The 16,092-nt window shown below is 73.0% G+C and carries 13 protein-coding genes; 3 read left to right on the plus strand and 10 right to left on the minus strand.

Annotated elements, in window-relative coordinates:
- Positions 1 to 5: 5 nt before the first annotated feature.
- Positions 6 to 677 carry a LuxR C-terminal-related transcriptional regulator gene (locus PV342_RS16285; protein ID WP_018561203.1) on the minus strand — a complete coding sequence of 224 codons (672 nt, stop codon included), beginning with the start codon at positions 675 to 677 and terminating at the stop codon, positions 6 to 8.
- Entirely contained in the window at positions 674 to 1,975 is a 1,302-nt protein-coding gene (locus PV342_RS16290) for an ATP-binding protein (protein ID WP_018561202.1), read from the minus strand. The genes PV342_RS16285 and PV342_RS16290 overlap by 4 nt, the downstream gene beginning before the upstream one ends.
- Positions 1,976 to 2,084: 109 nt before the next feature.
- Between PV342_RS16290 and PV342_RS16295 the strand changes: the two genes are divergently transcribed.
- Both PV342_RS16295 and PV342_RS16300 read left to right on the plus strand, forming a co-directional pair.
- Positions 2,085 to 3,338, plus strand: a complete 1,254-nt coding sequence (locus PV342_RS16295; RefSeq protein ID WP_386991444.1) for a PspC domain-containing protein — start codon at positions 2,085 to 2,087, stop codon at positions 3,336 to 3,338.
- Positions 3,335 to 3,598, plus strand: coding sequence for a hypothetical protein (locus PV342_RS16300; protein WP_400799157.1), 264 nt, complete (start codon positions 3,335 to 3,337; stop codon positions 3,596 to 3,598). Before PV342_RS16295 ends, PV342_RS16300 begins: the two co-directional genes overlap by 4 nt.
- Here the strand turns inward: PV342_RS16300 and PV342_RS16305 are convergent.
- The 3 genes from PV342_RS16305 to guaA all read right to left on the minus strand — a co-directional run bounded on the left by PV342_RS16305 (position 3,536) and on the right by guaA (position 6,637).
- The gene (locus PV342_RS16305) at positions 3,536 to 4,054 is read right to left on the minus strand and encodes a DoxX family protein (protein WP_400799160.1); all 519 of its coding nucleotides are present in this window, start codon (positions 4,052 to 4,054) and stop codon (positions 3,536 to 3,538) included. The two genes, PV342_RS16300 and PV342_RS16305, sit on opposite strands and share 63 nt — an antisense overlap.
- A 118-nt stretch (positions 4,055 to 4,172) precedes the next feature.
- Positions 4,173 to 4,964 (minus strand): class II aldolase/adducin family protein, encoded by a 792-nt coding sequence (locus tag PV342_RS16310; RefSeq protein ID WP_018561199.1) that lies wholly within the window; start codon positions 4,962 to 4,964, stop codon positions 4,173 to 4,175.
- Positions 4,965 to 5,053: 89 nt separating this feature from the next.
- Entirely contained in the window at positions 5,054 to 6,637 is a 1,584-nt protein-coding gene (gene guaA / locus PV342_RS16315; RefSeq protein WP_018561198.1) for a glutamine-hydrolyzing GMP synthase, read from the minus strand.
- A 278-nt stretch (positions 6,638 to 6,915) separates the two neighbouring features.
- Here guaA and PV342_RS16320 point away from each other — a divergent pair, with 278 nt between their 5' ends.
- Positions 6,916 to 7,194 carry a chorismate mutase gene (locus tag PV342_RS16320; protein ID WP_386991438.1) on the plus strand — a complete coding sequence of 93 codons (279 nt, stop codon included), beginning with the start codon at positions 6,916 to 6,918 and terminating at the stop codon, positions 7,192 to 7,194.
- Positions 7,195 to 7,728: 534 nt separating this feature from the next.
- Here PV342_RS16320 and PV342_RS16325 read toward each other — a convergent pair.
- The 5 genes from PV342_RS16325 to PV342_RS16345 all read right to left on the minus strand — a co-directional run.
- A complete protein-coding gene (locus tag PV342_RS16325) occupies positions 7,729 to 9,513 on the minus strand; it encodes a GMC family oxidoreductase N-terminal domain-containing protein (protein ID WP_400799165.1) in 1,785 nt (594 codons plus the stop codon).
- A complete protein-coding gene (locus PV342_RS16330; RefSeq protein WP_500317595.1) occupies positions 9,513 to 11,114 on the minus strand; it encodes a succinic semialdehyde dehydrogenase in 1,602 nt (533 codons plus the stop codon). Before PV342_RS16330 ends, PV342_RS16325 begins: the two co-directional genes overlap by 1 nt.
- A 153-nt stretch (positions 11,115 to 11,267) precedes the next feature.
- Positions 11,268 to 13,160 carry a serine/threonine protein kinase gene (locus PV342_RS16335; protein ID WP_400799171.1) on the minus strand — a complete coding sequence of 631 codons (1,893 nt, stop codon included), beginning with the start codon at positions 13,158 to 13,160 and terminating at the stop codon, positions 11,268 to 11,270.
- Between the two features lie 81 nt (positions 13,161 to 13,241).
- Positions 13,242 to 15,107 carry a serine/threonine-protein kinase gene (locus tag PV342_RS16340; RefSeq protein ID WP_500317598.1) on the minus strand — a complete coding sequence of 622 codons (1,866 nt, stop codon included), beginning with the start codon at positions 15,105 to 15,107 and terminating at the stop codon, positions 13,242 to 13,244.
- Between the two features lie 121 nt (positions 15,108 to 15,228).
- Positions 15,229 to 16,092, minus strand: an 864-nt coding sequence (locus PV342_RS16345; protein WP_500317599.1) for a serine/threonine kinase C-terminal domain-containing protein, incomplete at its 5' end; no start/stop codon positions are given.

Raw genomic sequence — 16,092 nt, forward strand, 5'->3', positions numbered from 1 at the left:
CGGCCTCAGACCAGCCGGCGGGCGGTCGCCCAGCGGGTGAGTTCGTGCCGGTTGCTGAGCTGCAGCTTGCGCAGCACCGCCGAGACGTGCGACTCGACCGTCTTCACCGAGATGTAGAGCTGCTTGGCGACTTCCTTGTACGCGTAGCCGCGTGCGATCAGCCGCAGCACCTCGCGCTCGCGCTGGGTCAGCCGGTCCAGGTCCTCGTCGACCGGCGGGGCGTCGGTGGAGGCGAAGGCGTCGAGGACGAAGCCGGCCAGCCGGGGCGAGAAGACGGCGTCGCCGTCGGCGACCCGGAACACCGAACTGACCAGGTCCGGGCCGGTGATGGTCTTGGTGACATAGCCGCGGGCACCGCCGCGGATCACCCCGATGACGTCCTCGGCGGCGTCGGAGACCGACAACGCCAGGAAGCGCACGGGGTGTTCGGCGTCGGCCATGAGCCCGGCGCAGCGCTTGAGGACCTCCACCCCGCCGCCGCCCGGCAGATGGACGTCGAGCAGGACGACGCCGGGCCGCGTCGCGGTGATGACGGAGACCGCCTGGTCCACGTCGGCGGCCTCGCCGACCACGTCGACCCCGGTCCGCTCGGTCTCGCCGATCTCGGCCTGCACCCCGGTGCGGAACATCCGGTGGTCGTCGACGAGGACGACCCTCACGCGTCGTTCCGTGCTCATGACGACCTCCCTGGTCCCTGGGCCCTGTCCATCTCCAGCTCCACTTCCGTCCCCCCGCCCGGTGCGGAGCGCAGCCGCGCCTCGCCGCCGTTGCGCCGCATCCGGCCGATGATCGACTCCCGGACGCCCATCCTGTCCGACGGTACGTCCTCGAGGTCGAATCCGGGGCCGCGGTCGCGGACCGATACGAAGACCCTGCTCTCCTCGACCTCCGCGTACACCTGCACGGGTTCGTCCCCACCGTACTTGGCGGCGTTGACCATGGCCTCGCGGGCCGCCTGCATCTGCGCCACCAGGCGTTCGTCGAGCGGGCAGTCGCCCACGCACACCACCTCGACGGGGACGCCGTGCGCGTCCTCCACCTCGGCCGCCGCCCGGCGCACCGCCTCGGCGAGGGTGGCCGGCTCGTCCTCCTTGCCGTTGCCCTCGGGCCGGTAGAGCCAGGCCCGCAGCTCCCGTTCCTGCGCGCGGGCCAGCCGCGCGACCTCGCGCGGGTCCTCGGCGTGCCGCTGGATGAGGGTCAGGGTGTGCAGCACGGAGTCGTGGACGTGTGCGGCGACCTCGGCCCGCTCCTGCGCGCGGATGCGGGCCAGCCTCTCGGCGGACAGGTCCTGGGTCATGCGCACGAGGTACGGTCCGGCGATCAGGGCCACCCCGACCAGGACGGCGAGCGCGGCCTGCAGGATGGTGCCCAGGTGGCTCACCGAGCCCTGCACGACGAGGAAGCCCGTCACGCCCACGCCGACGAGGATCACCCCGGCGGCGCCGCGCGCGAAGGGCAGCAGCCTCTTGCGGCGGCTCAGCTCGGCCCAGCGGGCCCGGCGGGCGTTGTCGGCCTGCCGCCACACCAGGGCGACGCCGAGCCCGATCAGCAGCAGCGGCCACACATAGGCGTTGGCTCTGCCGAGGTTGAGGTTGTCCAGCAGGATGCCGAGGCCGATGGCGAGCGCGATGAGCGCGACGATCTGGCCCCGGTCGGGCCTGCGTCCGGCGAGCCAGGAACGGGCGTCGCGCGGCTCCTTGGCCTCGACGACCCCGCCGACGCCGAGCGGCACCACGAACCAGAAGACCGCGTACAGCAGGATGCCGAGGCCCTGGATGGTGGCCAGGACGACGAAGACCACCCGCACCCATGCCACCGGCAGTCCGAGGTGCCCGGCCAGCCCGCGGGCGACACCGCCGATCATCCGGCCCTCGGAGCTGCGGTAGAGCTTGCGGACCGGGGATCCGGCCGGGTCCGGCGGCGCGAAGTACGACGCCCCGTCGGGCGGGCTGGTCGGTGGTCCGGCGGCTGGCATGTCCCGATCGTCACACGTTTCGCGCACGGTGGGTATCAGGGTTGGCCCCCATGCGGGGTCAGGGTCGTTCCGGATACCGGCACCCCTCCCCTACCGCCACCATGGAGCCATGACGGAGCAGTACACGCAGACGGAGGCGGCCGGGTCACCGCCGGGCCGGCGGTTGGCGCGCTGCCGCGAGCGGAAGGTGATCGCCGGCGTCTGCGAGGGCGCGGGACGGTACTTCGACATCGACCCGGTGGTCTTCCGGATCGTGCTCGGTGTGCTGGCACTCACCGGCGGCCTCGGGCTGGTGGCCTACGGCCTGGCGTGGCTGCTCGTCCCGCTGGAGGGGGAGACCGAGAGCGAGGCGCACCGGCTGCTGTCGGGACGGGTCGAGGGGACCGCGCTGACGGCGGTGCTCGTCGCGCTGGTCGGCTGCGGGCTGTTCCTGTCGATGCTGGGCAGCGGCGGGAACCTGGCCTTCTCGCTGGGGCTGCTGGCGGCCTTCGCCGGCGCCGTGTACTGGTCGGTGCACCGCCGGCAGGCCAGCGAGGCGCCCGCGCAGCCGGTCGCGCCGCCGCCGACCCAGCCGCCGCCGCAGCCCGCCACGGCGGCGTGGTGGAAGGAGACCGCGGTCGAGGACGCGCCCCCGGTTCCGGGGCCGGGCGGCTACCTGTGGGGTCCGGACGACAGCCCCTCGGACGTGGAGCGCGACCGCCGCGAGTGGCGGGACCGGCGCCGGGCGGTACGGCGCGAGGGCGCCTGGCTCGGAGTGCTCGTGTTCTTCCTGGCGGCGGCCGCGGCCGCGGGCGGCCTCGCCGCGTCCTGGTCGTCCGAGCCGCTGGCCACCAGCGTGCAGATCGGCCTCGGCTCCGCGCTGGCCGTCTTCGGTCTGGGCTTCCTGGTGAGCACCTGGTGGGGGCGGCTCGGGGGCGGCACCGTCTTCCTGGTGCTGCTGACCGCCGCGCTGCTGGTGGGCTCCACGACACTGCCCCGGTCGGTCGGCACCGACTGGAAGCAGCGCACATGGACGCCCGCCACGCTCTCGGCGGTGCAGGACGCGTACGAGCTGGGCACCGGCCGGGCGACGCTCGACCTGTCGAAGCTCCAGCCGGGCGGCCGCACCGTCGCGACGCGGGCCCAGATCGGCGCGGGGCAGCTGGTGGTCAGGATCCCAGACGACCTCACACTGCGGATGCACGTCCAGGTGGGCGTGGGCGACGTGCAGTTGCCGGGCGAGAAGGAGAAGGACATCGACGTCCAGCCCGGGCTGGACCGGAAGGTGACCCTGGGCCCGGTGGACGGACGGAAGTCCGAGGGCACGGTGGAGCTGGACGTGGAAGTGGGCGTCGGACAGGTGAAGGTGGTGCAGTTCCCGTGAGACGGCATCCGTTCGCGCCCTCGGCGCTGTTGACCGGGCTGGTCCTGCTGGGACTGGCCGCGGTGTTCCTGCTCGACGCCGCGGGCGAGGTGTCGCTGACCCCGACGGCCGCGGTGCCCCTGACCTGTGCGGGTCTGGGGCTCGCGGCACTCGGCTCGGCCGCCGCCCGGATGCTCCGGGGGCGGACCGCCCGGCGCTCAGGCCAGACCGCCCCGGCCCCGGCCGCGCCGTCCGGCGATCATCGCGTCGATGGAGAGTAGCGGGGCGCCGGCGAGGACCAGCGGCAGCCAGGCCATGAGGTAGGCGAGGTCGTTTCCGTAGTAGTACGGCTGCGTGGACCAGCTCATCGTCAGCCACAGGCTCAGTGAGATCAGCGCGCCGCCCAGGGCGGCGATCCGGCTGAGGAGGCCGACGAGCGTGCCGACGCCGACGGCGATCTCACCGACGGCGATGGCGTAGCCGAAGCCGTGCGGGTTCTCCATGGCCAGGTCGATCATGCCCGGGATCGCGGCGGAGCCGCGCACCGCGTTGAGGGTGGCGACCAGCGAGCCGGGTGCGCTGTCGTTGAAGAAGGTGTCGGACATCAGCTTGTCGAACCCGGCGTAGACGAAGGTCACGCCCAGGAAGATGCGCAGCGGCAGCAGCGCGTAGCGCCGGGCCGTGTCCCGCCACGGACCCTGGCTGGGGTACCGCTCCGTGTCCCTCGTTCCGCTCATGCCCGTTATACCCGTCACGCTCATGACGTCCGCCCTCTCGCACGCACCCGTCGTGGACCCCCTCCCGGACGATTCTCCAGGAGCGCCCTAGGAGATACGTAGGCGAAGCGGCCGTCGTTCAATCAAAAAGCCCTGCATTATCGCGAGCTATCCGCTCGTATGTGGGCTGGTAGTTGATCCAGGCGACCAGATCGTGTCCCAATTGCTCACGGGTGGCGAGCGCGTCCTCGTGCGTGATCCACACCGGCTTGCCCGCCGCCTTCGCGCTCAGCTGCACCTGGCAGGACTTCTCCATCGTCATGAACCACCAGGCCGCCGCGTCCACGGTCTCGCCGACCGTCAGGAGTCCGTGGTTGCGCAGTACCACCGCCTTGTACGCCCCCAGGACCACCGCGATGCGCCGAGCCTGCGCCTCGTCCACCACGACCCCGGTGTAGGCGTCGAAGAGGGCGTGGTCCTCGTAGAAGGCGCAGGCGTCCTGGGTGATCGGTTCCAGCCGCTCCCCCAGCGCCGCCAGCGCCCGGCCGTAGGTCGAGTGGCTGTGCACGACGGCCGTCACGTCGGGCCGTGCGGTGTGCACATGGGCGTGGATGGTGAAGGCCGCCTGGTTGACGTGGTGCCGGCCCTCGACGACGGCGCCGTGCTGGTTGGCCAGGATCAGCTCGCCCACGGTCAGGTGCCGGAACGGCACCCCGAAGGGGTTCACCCAGAAATGGTCCGGCAGCTCCGGATCGCGCACGGTGATGTGACCCGACACCCCGTCCTCGAACCCCAGCTCCGCGAACGCCCGCAGCGCCACCACCAGCCGCTCCTTGCGGTGACGGCGTTCCTCCGCGGGGTCCTCGAAGGTGGGCGGGAGGGCGAAATGGAGCCGATCGGGCGGTACGGGCTGCGGCGCGGTGTCGGTCATGGCGCGGAAGTTACCCCGAGGTACCGCAGATGAACAGGGGCGATACCAGGTTTCCCCGGTATCGCCCCAAGCCTGCCCCACTCAGGGGGCTACTCCCACTCGATGGTGCCCGGGGGCTTGCTGGTGACGTCCAGCACGACGCGGTTGACGTCGGCGACCTCGTTGGTGATCCGGGTCGAGATCCGGGCCAGCACCTCGTACGGCAGCCGCGACCAGTCCGCGGTCATGGCATCCTCGCTGGAGACCGGACGCAGCACGATGGGGTGGCCGTAGGTGCGGCCGTCGCCCTGCACGCCCACCGAGCGGACGTCGGCGAGCAGCACCACCGGGCACTGCCAGATGTCGCGGTCGAGACCGGCGGCCGTCAGCTCCTCGCGGGCGATGGCGTCGGCCTCGCGCAGCAGGTCCAGGCGCTCCTTGGTGACCTCGCCGACGATGCGGATGCCCAGGCCCGGGCCCGGGAAGGGCTGGCGCTGGACGATCTCCTCGGGCAGGCCGAGCTCCTGGCCGACCATGCGGACCTCGTCCTTGAAGAGCTTGCGCAGCGGCTCGACGAGCTGGAACTGCAGGTCCTCGGGGAGGCCGCCCACGTTGTGGTGGGACTTGATGTTGGCGGTGCCGGTGCCGCCACCGGACTCCACGACGTCCGGGTAGAGGGTGCCCTGCACCAGGAACTCCACCGACTCGCCGTGGGCGCCTGCCTCGGCGACGATCTCGCTCGCGGCCTGCTCGAAGACCCGGATGAACTCCCGGCCGATGATCTTGCGCTTCTCCTCGGGGTCGGACACCCCGGCGAGCGCGGTCAGGAAGCGCTCCTGCGCGTCGACGACCTTCAGCTGCACACCGGTGGCCGCCACGAAGTCCTTCTCGACCTGCTCGGACTCGCCCTTGCGCATCAGGCCGTGGTCCACGTAGACGCAGGTCAGCTTCTCGCCGATGGCCTTGTTGACCAGGGCCGCGGCGACCGCGGAGTCCACTCCGCCGGACAGGCCGCAGATGGCGCGCTTGTCGCCGACCTGCGCGCGGATCGCGGCCACCTGCTCCTCGACCACGTTGTGCGTGGTCCAGTCCGGGGCGATGCCGGCACCGCGGTAGAGGAAGTGCTCCAGCACCTGCTGGCCGTGGTCGGAGTGCAGCACCTCGGGGTGGTACTGGACGCCGTAGAGCTTCTTCTCGTCGTTCTCGAACGCGGCCACCGGCACCAGGTCGGTGGCCGCGGAGACGGTGAAGCCCTCCGGGGCGGCGGTGCAGGTGTCGCCGTGCGACATCCACACCGACTGCTCGGCCGGGGTGCCCTCGAAGAGCGTGGAGCCGGTCTTGCCGACGTGCAGCGGGGTGCGGCCGTACTCACGCGCCCCGGTGTTGTCGACGGTGCCGCCGAGGGTGATCGCCATCAACTGGAAGCCGTAGCACATGCCGAAGACCGGGACGCCCGCCTCGAAGAGGGCGCGGTCCAGCCGCGGGGCGTGCTCGGCGTAGACCGACGACGGGCCGCCCGACAGGATGATCGCCGCGGGCCGCTTGGCCAGCATCTCCTCGACCGGCATCGTGCTCGGCACGATCTCGCTGTAGACCCGGGCCTCACGGACGCGGCGGGCGATGAGCTGGGCGTACTGCGCCCCGAAGTCAACGACGAGGACGGTGTCGGGGGCGGCTGGGGTCGCTGATGCCACGGTGGGCCTTCCGGCGGTGTCGAACGTGGGGTCCCTGCCGATTCTACCGGGGCCCGCGGCTTTACTTCCCCGCCCCGGGGGCGCACACTGTGCCGCATGCTCAACCGCACGCGCTTCGCGTTTACCTATGGCACCGGCTGGTCCGGCTGCCATGGTCGTGCTGTCTGAGCGAGGAAACGCATCCAGACGTCACCAGGCGCCCCGGGCCACACGGCCCGGGGCGCCTGGCGTTTCCCGTCCCGGGCGGCCCGGGGGCCCGGCCCCCGAGGAGGAACCCCATGAGCAGCACCCCCGCGGCACCGCGGACCACCGACGCCGGCGCCGTCATCGCGGACGCCCGCGAGCGGATCGACGACCTCGACGCGAGGATCATCGCGCTGGTGCGGGAACGGATGGCCGTCTCGGCGGGCATCCAGCGCGCCCGCATCGATTCCGGCGGCCGCCGCGTGCACCTCTCCCGCGAGATGGACATCCTGCGCCGCTACAGCGAGCAGTTGGGCAGGCCCGGCACGGCACTCGCCATGACCCTGCTGGAGCTGTGCCGCGGCCGGGTCTGAAGCCCCCGCGGCACCGGCCGTATGACCCGTTCGGGGGGCATCACCCGTACGGCACGTGACCGCCTACGGACGGCTTCGTTGAATCCGGTGTCCGTGCCAGCCAGGCGCGGTGACCCTGGGCCAGGGAAGCAAGGACGTCGAAGACCACGCGTGGACACCGCTCAGACGCAGCTGGGCGGGGTGCCACCGGAGCGATGAGGCACGGCCGCGCGAGTGGAAGCAATGCGGTCGCGCCGTGGGACCTCGCTCCGGTGATAGTGACCGGACGGCAGGGGACAGCAGCCCGGTCACGACTCAAAGTGGCGGTCGGTTCCGGGGACGCCCGGGACCGGCCGCTCTGCGAGGAACACACTACTCATTTCGCGGCACTTGAGCAGGTATCCGACCCTCGATCGAGTGAGTCGGGCCGCACATGGCGCTCTCCGCGCGGTCCGGCGCCCGGTCGGAACGCGCCCGGAACCAGCCCGGAACACGGCCGGGAGGGCCGCGTCCCCTGCGGGCGCGGCCCCCACGGCGTCCGTGCGTCCGGCGGCGTCAGCCCTTGGGCGGCACCGGCGGGACGGGGATCACGGGCAGCCGCAGCGCGCCGAAGGCGTCCTCGGGGACGACCGGGCTCCTGGGCTCGACCGCGGCGACGCGGCGGTAGGCCTCGCCCTGGGCCGGGCGCGGGTCGGCGTCACCCTTGTTGGGCCACAGCGACATGGCCCGTTCGGCCTGCGCGGTGATGGTGAGCGACGGGTTGACCCCCAGGTTGGCGGAGACCGCGGCGCCGTCCACCACATGGATGCCCGGGTGCCCGAACAGCCGGTGGTACGGGTCGATCACACCGTGCTCGGCGTCCTCGCCGATCGCGCAGCCGCCCAGGAAGTGGGCGGTGAGCGGGGTGCCCATCAACTCGCCGACGTTGCTGCCCGCGAAGCCGTTGATCTCCTCCGCGAGCAGGCGCGCGGCCTCGGCGCCCTCGGGGATGAAGGAGGGGTTGGGCGCGCCGTGCCCCTGCCGGGCGGTGAGCAGTCCCTTCCCCAGGCCCCTGGGCTTGCGGTAGGTCGTCAGCGAGTTGTCCAGGGACTGCATGACCAGCCCGATGATGGTGCGCTCGGACCAGCGGCGGTTGGACAGCGACCGCATCAGCAGCACCGGGTGGCGCGCGCAGTGCGCCAGGTAGGCCAGCCCGCGCGGCAGCCGGGTGCCGTGCGGGACCTGCAGGATGGACAGGCCGCCCATCGAGTTGGAGCCCTTGCCGTAGCGGACCGGCTCGATGTGGGTGTTCTCGTCCGGATGGATCGAGGACGTGATCGCCACGCCGCGTGTGAAGTCCACGCGCGGCTCGCCGGTGCGCCTGCGGTAGCGGCGACTGTCGGTCTGAGCGCCCACCAGCGCCTCGGAGTTGGTGCGGGTCAGCTCCCCCAGCCGGGCGGACAGCCCCGGCAGCAGGCCCGCGTCGCGCATGCGGTGCAGCAGCGTCTGGGTGCCGTACGTCCCGGCGGCGACGACCACGTGCCCGGCGCGCAGCACGCGCGGCTTCGCCTTGCGGCGGGCGTCGGTGGGGACGACGGCGACGTCGTAGCCGCCCTCCGGGTTCTCCGACACGGCGGTGACGGTGGTCATCGCGTGGATCTCGGCGCCCGCCTTCTCGGCGAGGTGGAGGTAGTTCTCGTTGAGGGTGTTCTTGGCGCCGTGACGGCAGCCGGTCATGCATTCCCCGCACTCCGTGCAGGCCCGCCGGGACGGGCCGGCGCCGCCGAAGTACGGGTCGGGGACCTCGGCGCCGGGCGCGGCCTCGGCGTCGCCCGCGGCGTCCCGTCCGTCGCCGAAGAAGACGCCGACCGGGGCCATGTGGAAGGAGTCGCCGACGCCCATCCGCTCGGCGGTCGCCTTGAGGTGGACGTCCGAGGGGGTCATCGTCGGGTTGAGCCGCACGCCGAGCATGCGCTTGGCCTGGTCGTAGTAGGGGGCCAACTCCTCCTGCCAGTCGGTGATGTGGCCCCACTGGCGGTCCTCGAAGAAGGCCTTCGGCGGGACGTAGAGGGTGTTGGCGTAGTTCAGCGAACCACCCCCGACCCCCGCGCCGGCCAGGATCATGACGTTGTCGAGCAGGTGGATGCGCTGGATCCCGTACAGGCCGAGCGCCGGGGCCCACAGGTAGTCCCTGATGTGCCAGGAGTTCTTCGGCAGCGACTCCCGGGTCCAGCGGCGCCCGGCCTCCAGGACGCCGACCGTGTAGCCCTTCTCGGTCAGGCGCAGTGCGGACACGGATCCGCCGAAGCCGGACCCGATCACGATCACGTCGTAGTCGTAGGACATCCGCTCCCCCTCCATCAGCGCAGCCTCAGCGCCTTCATCACGCGCAGGCTGCGGCTCATGAGGGCCGCGTACGCCGAGTCGTCCATGCCCAGCGACGGGGCCATCGGCAGCAGCCGCTGCGTCGCCACGGTCTGCGCCTCGGTGTACTTGAGGATGCCCTCCGAGCCGTGCCTGCGCCCGAGGCCGGAGTCCTTCATGCCGCCCATCGGGGACTGCACGCTGCCGTACGCCGGCGCGTAGCCCTCGTTGACGTTGACGGTGCCGCTGCGCAGGCGCGCGGCGACGCGGGCGCCTCGGCGGGTGTCCTTGGTCCAGACGCTGGAATTGAGGCCGTAGGGCGTCGCGTTGGCGCGCTCGACCGCCTCGTCCTCGTCGGTGAAGCGGTACACGGACACCACCGGTCCGAAGGTCTCCTCCGCGCACACCGACATCGGCGGCTCGACACCGTCCAGGACGGTCGGCTCGAAGAAGTAGGGGCCGACGTCGGGCCGGGCCCTGCCGCCGGTGAGGACGGTGGCGCCCTTGGCGACCGCCTCGTCCACGTGCCGGGTCACGGTCTCCATCTGGCGCTCGCCGGCCAGCGACCCCATCCCGGCGCCGTAGGCGAGGGCGGTGCCCAGCTTGAGGGCCCGGGTGCGCGCGGTGAAGCGCTCCAGGAAGGCGTCGGCGACGGACGCGTGGACGAAGAGCCGCTCGATGGAGATGCACAGCTGGCCCGCCGAGGAGAAGCAGGCGCGGACCGCGCCCTCGGCCGCCTTGTCGAGGTCGGCGTCCTCCAGCACCAGCAGGGCGTTCTTGCCGCCGAGTTCGAGGGAGGCGCCGATCAGGCGGGCCGCGGCACGCCTGGCCACGTCGCGGCCGGTGCGGGTGGAGCCGGTGAAGGACACGTAGTCGGCGTGCTCGACGACCGCCGGGCCGACGACCGGGCCCTCGCCGATGACGACCTGCCAGACGTCGGCGGGCAGCCCGGCCTCGATCAGCTGCTCGCGCGCCCACAGGGCGGTCAGCGCGGTCTCGGTGTCCGGCTTCATCACCACGGCGTTGCCCGCGACGAAGGCGGGAAGCGCGTCGCCGACGGAGAGTTCGAGGGGGTAGTTCCACGGCGCGATCTGGCCGACGACACCGCGCGGGTGCCGCAGCTCCCGCACCTTGGTGAGCGTCGGGATGGCGCCGGTGTGCCGCTTGGGCCTCAGGTACGACGGGGCCTTGACGCCGTAGTGCCGGGCGGCGACGGCGACCGCCAGCACCTCCTCGTGCGCGTGCAGCCGGGCCTTGCCGGTCTCCAGCTGGATCAGGTCCAGCACCTCGGACTGGCGGGCCAGCACGAGGTCGTGGAAGCGGAGCAGCACCGCGGCACGCCTGCGCACTGGCGTGGCCGCCCAGGCCTTCTGCGCCTCCCGCGCCCTGTCGTAGGCCGCCGCCACGTCTTCCGGGGTCGACTCCGGGAGCTCCGCCAGCTTCTCGCCGGTCAGCGGCGTGTGGTTCACGGTCCTGCCGCTGCCGGCGACGCCCCGCGTCAGCCGCGCCACGAGGTCCGGGGTCACCACGTCCGCGGCGGTCCTGGTGCCGGTGGGGGCGACCGGATTGCCGTTACCGCCAGTAGGAGAGTCCGTCATGGCGGGAGCGTACGACGGGGTGGCACCGCGTGCATACCCGTCAGTAGCCGGTTTTCACAATTACGCCAGCAAAAGCTGGCAGGAACGCCGCGAACCCCTGCCCGGCCCGGCCCGAGCGGCGTCGGGGCCGCTCGGCTGCGGCCGGCGCCGTGCTCAGGTGGTGCGGTAGGTCTCCGCGGCCTTCTCGAAGTAGCGCTTGACGTCGGCGCGTTCACCGTCCGGCCCGATGACCAGGACGACGTGGTACCTGCCGTCGCGGATCATCGCCAGGTTGCGCGCGAACAGCTGCCGCCCGGATCCGTCGCTCCAGCTGAACTCGCCTTCCGCGGCCGAGATCCCGCCCATGTCGAGGCGGCGCAGCCCGGAGGCCGAGGACCAGCCGGAGGCACGGAAGCCCGCCAGCTCCGGCTCGTCGTTCTGGTAGACGATGGGATCGCTGCCCTTGTCCGCGACGGTGTCCCGGCCCGGCACGACCAGCAGCTGGTAGTCGCCGCCGGTGTAGCGGACCTGCCCGTCGGCGTTCTTTCCCGTGCGCTGCCAGCCGTTGGGGACGGCGAGGCGGAAGCCCTCCGGATCGGTGCGCAGCCGGAAGTCGCCGCCGAGGCCGGTGGCGGCGCCGTCGTCCGCTGGAGTGGACCGCGTGGGCGGCGGGGCGCTCGTGGCGCGGGGCGAACTCCGCGGGGTCTTGGTGGCCGTCGACCCGTCGGCCCGCGGCTTCGTCGACTGCGGCCGTTCGTCACCGCCGGGCACCTGCGCGGGCAGGGTCCGCGTGGCGCCCGCCGCGCCCTCGTCGTCCCCGGCCCCGCCGCGCGGCATGAAGAGCACGGCGTAGAGCACGGCGGCGACCATCAGCAGCAGCACCAGGCCGACCAGGGTGACCCCGAGGCTGCGCGGCCCGCGCGCCGACCGCTGCCTGCGCTCCTTGGTGCGCTTGTGGCGCCCGTGCGCGGAAGGCGCGGGCACGGGGTCGGCGGCGGCCTTGCGGCGCCGCACCAGTTCGCCCCGGCGCCTTACGACGGGCAGTTTGTGCGGATCGTCGGCGGGCACCGGCACCGTGCTCAGCCCCAGGTCCGGTTCCGGCGCGGACCGGACGAGCGAGCGCAGCCAGCCGCGCAGTTCCTCCGCGTCGGGCCGCTCCTCGGGGTCCTGGCGGAGCAGGGACTCCACGACGGGCCGCAGCGGTCCGCACTCCTCGGCGTACGCGGGCGGTTCGGCTATGACCAGCTGGACCAGCTCCGCGGTGTTCTCCTCCGGGAACGGCGGATGCCCCTGGACGCTGCGGAAGAGCAGCGACCCCAGCGCCCACAGGTCGGCGGCGGGACCGACGGGCGGGGCGAGCTGCCAGTTCTCGTGGACCTCGGTGGCCTGCTCCGGGGCCCACCGCTCCGTGACCGGGCCGATCACGGTGAGCCGCGCCTGCCGGGCGCGTTCCAGCTCCAGCGCGGAGTGCGGGCCCTCCCAGCCGCCGCCGGGCGCCTCGCCGCCGCCGGCCATGGCGGGCACCGGCACCGGGTTGTACCCGCACAGCGCCTCCTGGGCGGCGCCCACGGCCAGGCCGGAGAGCATCGCCCGGCCGTCGTCGCAGACCAGCACGGTGCGGCCGGTGACGTTGCGGTGGACCCAGCCGTGCGCGTGCAGCACACGCAGCGCGGTCAGCACGTCGGAGGCCACCTCGGCGGCACGGTACGGGCTGAGCCGCTTGTCGGCGAGGACCGCGGCCAGCGGACGGGCGGCGACCAGTTCGCTCACTATCCACACGCTGCCGTCCTCGACGAAGATGTCGAAGACCTGCACCAGCCGGGGGTGGTCGGGTATCGCGGCCGCGGCCCGCGCCGCCTCCAGGGCCCGGTGGGCGGTGTCCCCGCCGTCCCCGGGGTGCGGCCCGGGCTCGGCGCTGACGACCTCGGGCAGCAGGACCTGGCGTATCAGCACCTCCTGGTTGCTGAACGTGTCCCAGGCCCGGGTCTCCACCAGTTCGAACTCGTCGGCGGGCGGCCGCGGCAGGCGGTAGCGGTCGGCCAGTACGCGTCCCGCGTAGTCGTCCACGACGCCTCCCCAAAGCGTCAGATCCGATCCGTTGTGGATGCGGACAGTCCGCAATGACTCACGATACGTGCTCGAGCGGCGTCACTTGGCCGGTTTGAAGGTGTTGTAGAGCGCCTCGCGCATCTCCCTGGTCTTCTTCCACTCGGCGTCCGGCGCGAAGAAGAGGATGGCGTAGCCGTGTCCGTCGTCCACGACGAAGCCGCGGTTGACGGCGCGCATCTTCGTCCCGCCGGAGGTGTAGGTGAACTCCCAGTCGGCCGCGGTGCGGTAGCCGCGGTAGTCCACGTCCTTTATGTCCACCTTCTGGTAGCCGGGGAACCTGCTCGCGGCGCCGGACTCGTTCTGGCGCCAGGCGTCCGCCGCGCTCCTGCCCGGGGTGTGGGTCCAGTCGACCTGCACCCGGGGGCTGCGGCGGGCGTTGAAGATCCAGCCGTTGCCGGCCCGCTCCTTGTTCGCGGCCCAGCCACTGGGCAGCGCTATCGAGAAGCCCTCGGAGTCGGTGTAGGTCGTCCAGCCGGCCGGGACGGCGCCGGTGCCGTTCTTCCCGCTGCCGGAGCCGTCGCCGGACCCGGAGGAGGAACCGCCCGACCCCTTGCCGGAGTCGTCGTCCTTCCCCTTGCCGGAGTCGTCGCCGCCCTTGTCGTCGCTGGCCTCGCCGCCCGTGCCCTTGTCGTCGCCTCCCTTGCCGTCCTGGACGCCTTCGTCACCGGACTTGGCGCTCGCCGGGGCGGACGGGCCGGCGGGCCCGCGCGCGCCCGGGTCGTCGTCGCCCTGGCCGGCCCAGATGCCGATGCCCGTCCCGAGCAGCACGAGGACGACCACGATCGCCGCGAAGAGCACCGCGCGGCGGCGGCGCCCGTCCATCGACGCCAGGAGCGGCAGCCGGAGGGCGGCCGGGGCGGCGGCGACCGGTACCGGCGCGACCGGCGCGGACGCGGTCGCCGGGGTGGCGGTGGTCGCCGGGGCGGCCTCGGGCTCCGGCTTGGCCTTGGCGGCCCGCAGCGCCGCCTGGTCGGCCGCGGCGGCCCGGGTGGCCGGGGGCGCGTCGGTCGGCGTCGGCTGCGGGTCCGAGGGCGGCAGCGGCATGGTCCGCGTGGCCTCCGCCACGGGGACGTCCGGCGCGTGGGCGACACTCGTGAGCAGCGGGCGCACGCCGGCGTCGTCGAGCCTCAGCTCCGGGTCCTTGTTGAGCAGCCCGTGGATCGCGTCGGCCAGCGGACCCGCGTTGCGCGGGGTCTGCAGAGACTCGGTCATGACCGCGGTGAGCGTGGCGATGGCCGAGCCCTTGTCGTACGGCGGCCGGCCCTCGACCGAGGCGTACAGCAGCGCGCCCAGCGACCACAGGTCGGCCGGCGGCCCCGGCTTCTGGCCGCGCGCCCGCTCCGGCGAGATGTAGGAGGGAGCGCCGACCAGCATGCCGGTGGAGGTGACGGACGGGTCGCCGTCGATCTGGGCGATGCCGAAGTCGCTGAGCACGACGCGGCCGTCGTCGGCGATCAGGACGTTGGACGGCTTCACGTCACGGTGGAGGATGCCCTCCTTGTGGGCGGCCCGCAGGACGTCCAGCACGGTCAGCCCGACCTCGGCGGCGCGCTTGGGCGAGAGCGGCCCGTCCTCGCGGATCGCGTCCGACAGCGAGCGGCCCTCGACCAGTTCCATGACGATCCAGGGCCGGTCGTCCTCCTCGACGACGTCGAAGACGGTCACCGCGCCGGTGTTGCGGATCCGGGCGGTCGCCTTGGCCTCGCGCAGGGTACGGGTGATCAGGCGGCGCTTCTCGTCCTCGTCGATGTTGTGCGGGAAGCGCAGCTCCTTCACGGCGACCGTACGGCCGAGCGTCTCGTCGACGGCCCGCCAGACGGTGCCCATGCCGCCCTTGCCGAGGACGGCGCCGAGTCGGTACCGGTCGGCGATGAGACGCTGGTCGGTGTCGTGCGCCTGGCCCATGAATTCCCTCTGCAGTCGCTGAAGATGAAGCTCCCTCATCGCCTGCTTGCGGCGACCGCGGGATGGAGACCTCCATCATCCCTGACTCGGGGCCGTGGTCCCACCCCGGCCCCGCCGTGTGCTAGTCGTGGACGACGAGTCCGGCCACCGCGTTGTCGAAGACCGACCGGAAATCGCCCCATTGGGCCGTAGGCGCCGAGAGGTAGACGGCGAACTCGCGTCCACCGGGCTCCCCGAAGCCGAGGTCGATGGCCCGGAAGTCGCGGGCCTTGCCCTGGAAGGCGAACTCCCATATGGCTGCGGGGCGATCACGCCAGCGGGTGCTCTGCATCCGCAGCCGCTCGTATCCGGCCAGCTTGGGGATGGTCTGCTGCTCCTCCTCCTCGAAGTGCTCCAGAGGGTCGCTCGCCGCGTAGTCCAGCGTGCCGATCCGCAGGCCGGCCAGTCCGCTCGGATCGACGTAGATGACCTGATCGCCCTGCACCTGACGGGTCCACCCGTCGGGCACCGGGACGGAGAAGCCGCGCTCCGGCTCCTCGGCCAGGCGGTAGCCCGCCGGCACGGGCGAGGGGCCGGGAGCCGACGGGGACGGAGAAGGAGACGGGGAGGACGGCGACGAGGACGTCGCCGAGTGGCTCGGCCCCGGCCCGTCGCCCTGGGTGCCGGTGGAGCCGCCGAAGTGCTGGGCGGCGTAGAACCCGCCGCCGGCCAGGGCGACCGCCAGCGCCGCCGCGACCAGCGCCCGTACGCCGGTGCGCCGCCGGCGCCCGGGGGCCGGCGGCGGCGCCGCGACCTCCGACGGGACCGTGGGGGCGTGCGGCGGCTCGGGCTGCGGGGCGGGGGTCCGGGGCCGGACGACGGCGGTCGGCGCGGTGTGCGGCACGGTGAGGCTGTCGCGGGGGACGCTCTCGGTCTCGGTCTCGGCGGCACCGGCCCGCAGCAACCGCTCGGCCTCCTCCGCCGACAGCCGCCCCCGCGGCTCCCG

The organism is Streptomyces sp. PA03-3a (assembly GCF_033792735.1).
In the GTDB taxonomy this organism is placed as follows: Bacteria; Actinomycetota; Actinomycetes; order Streptomycetales; family Streptomycetaceae; genus Actinacidiphila.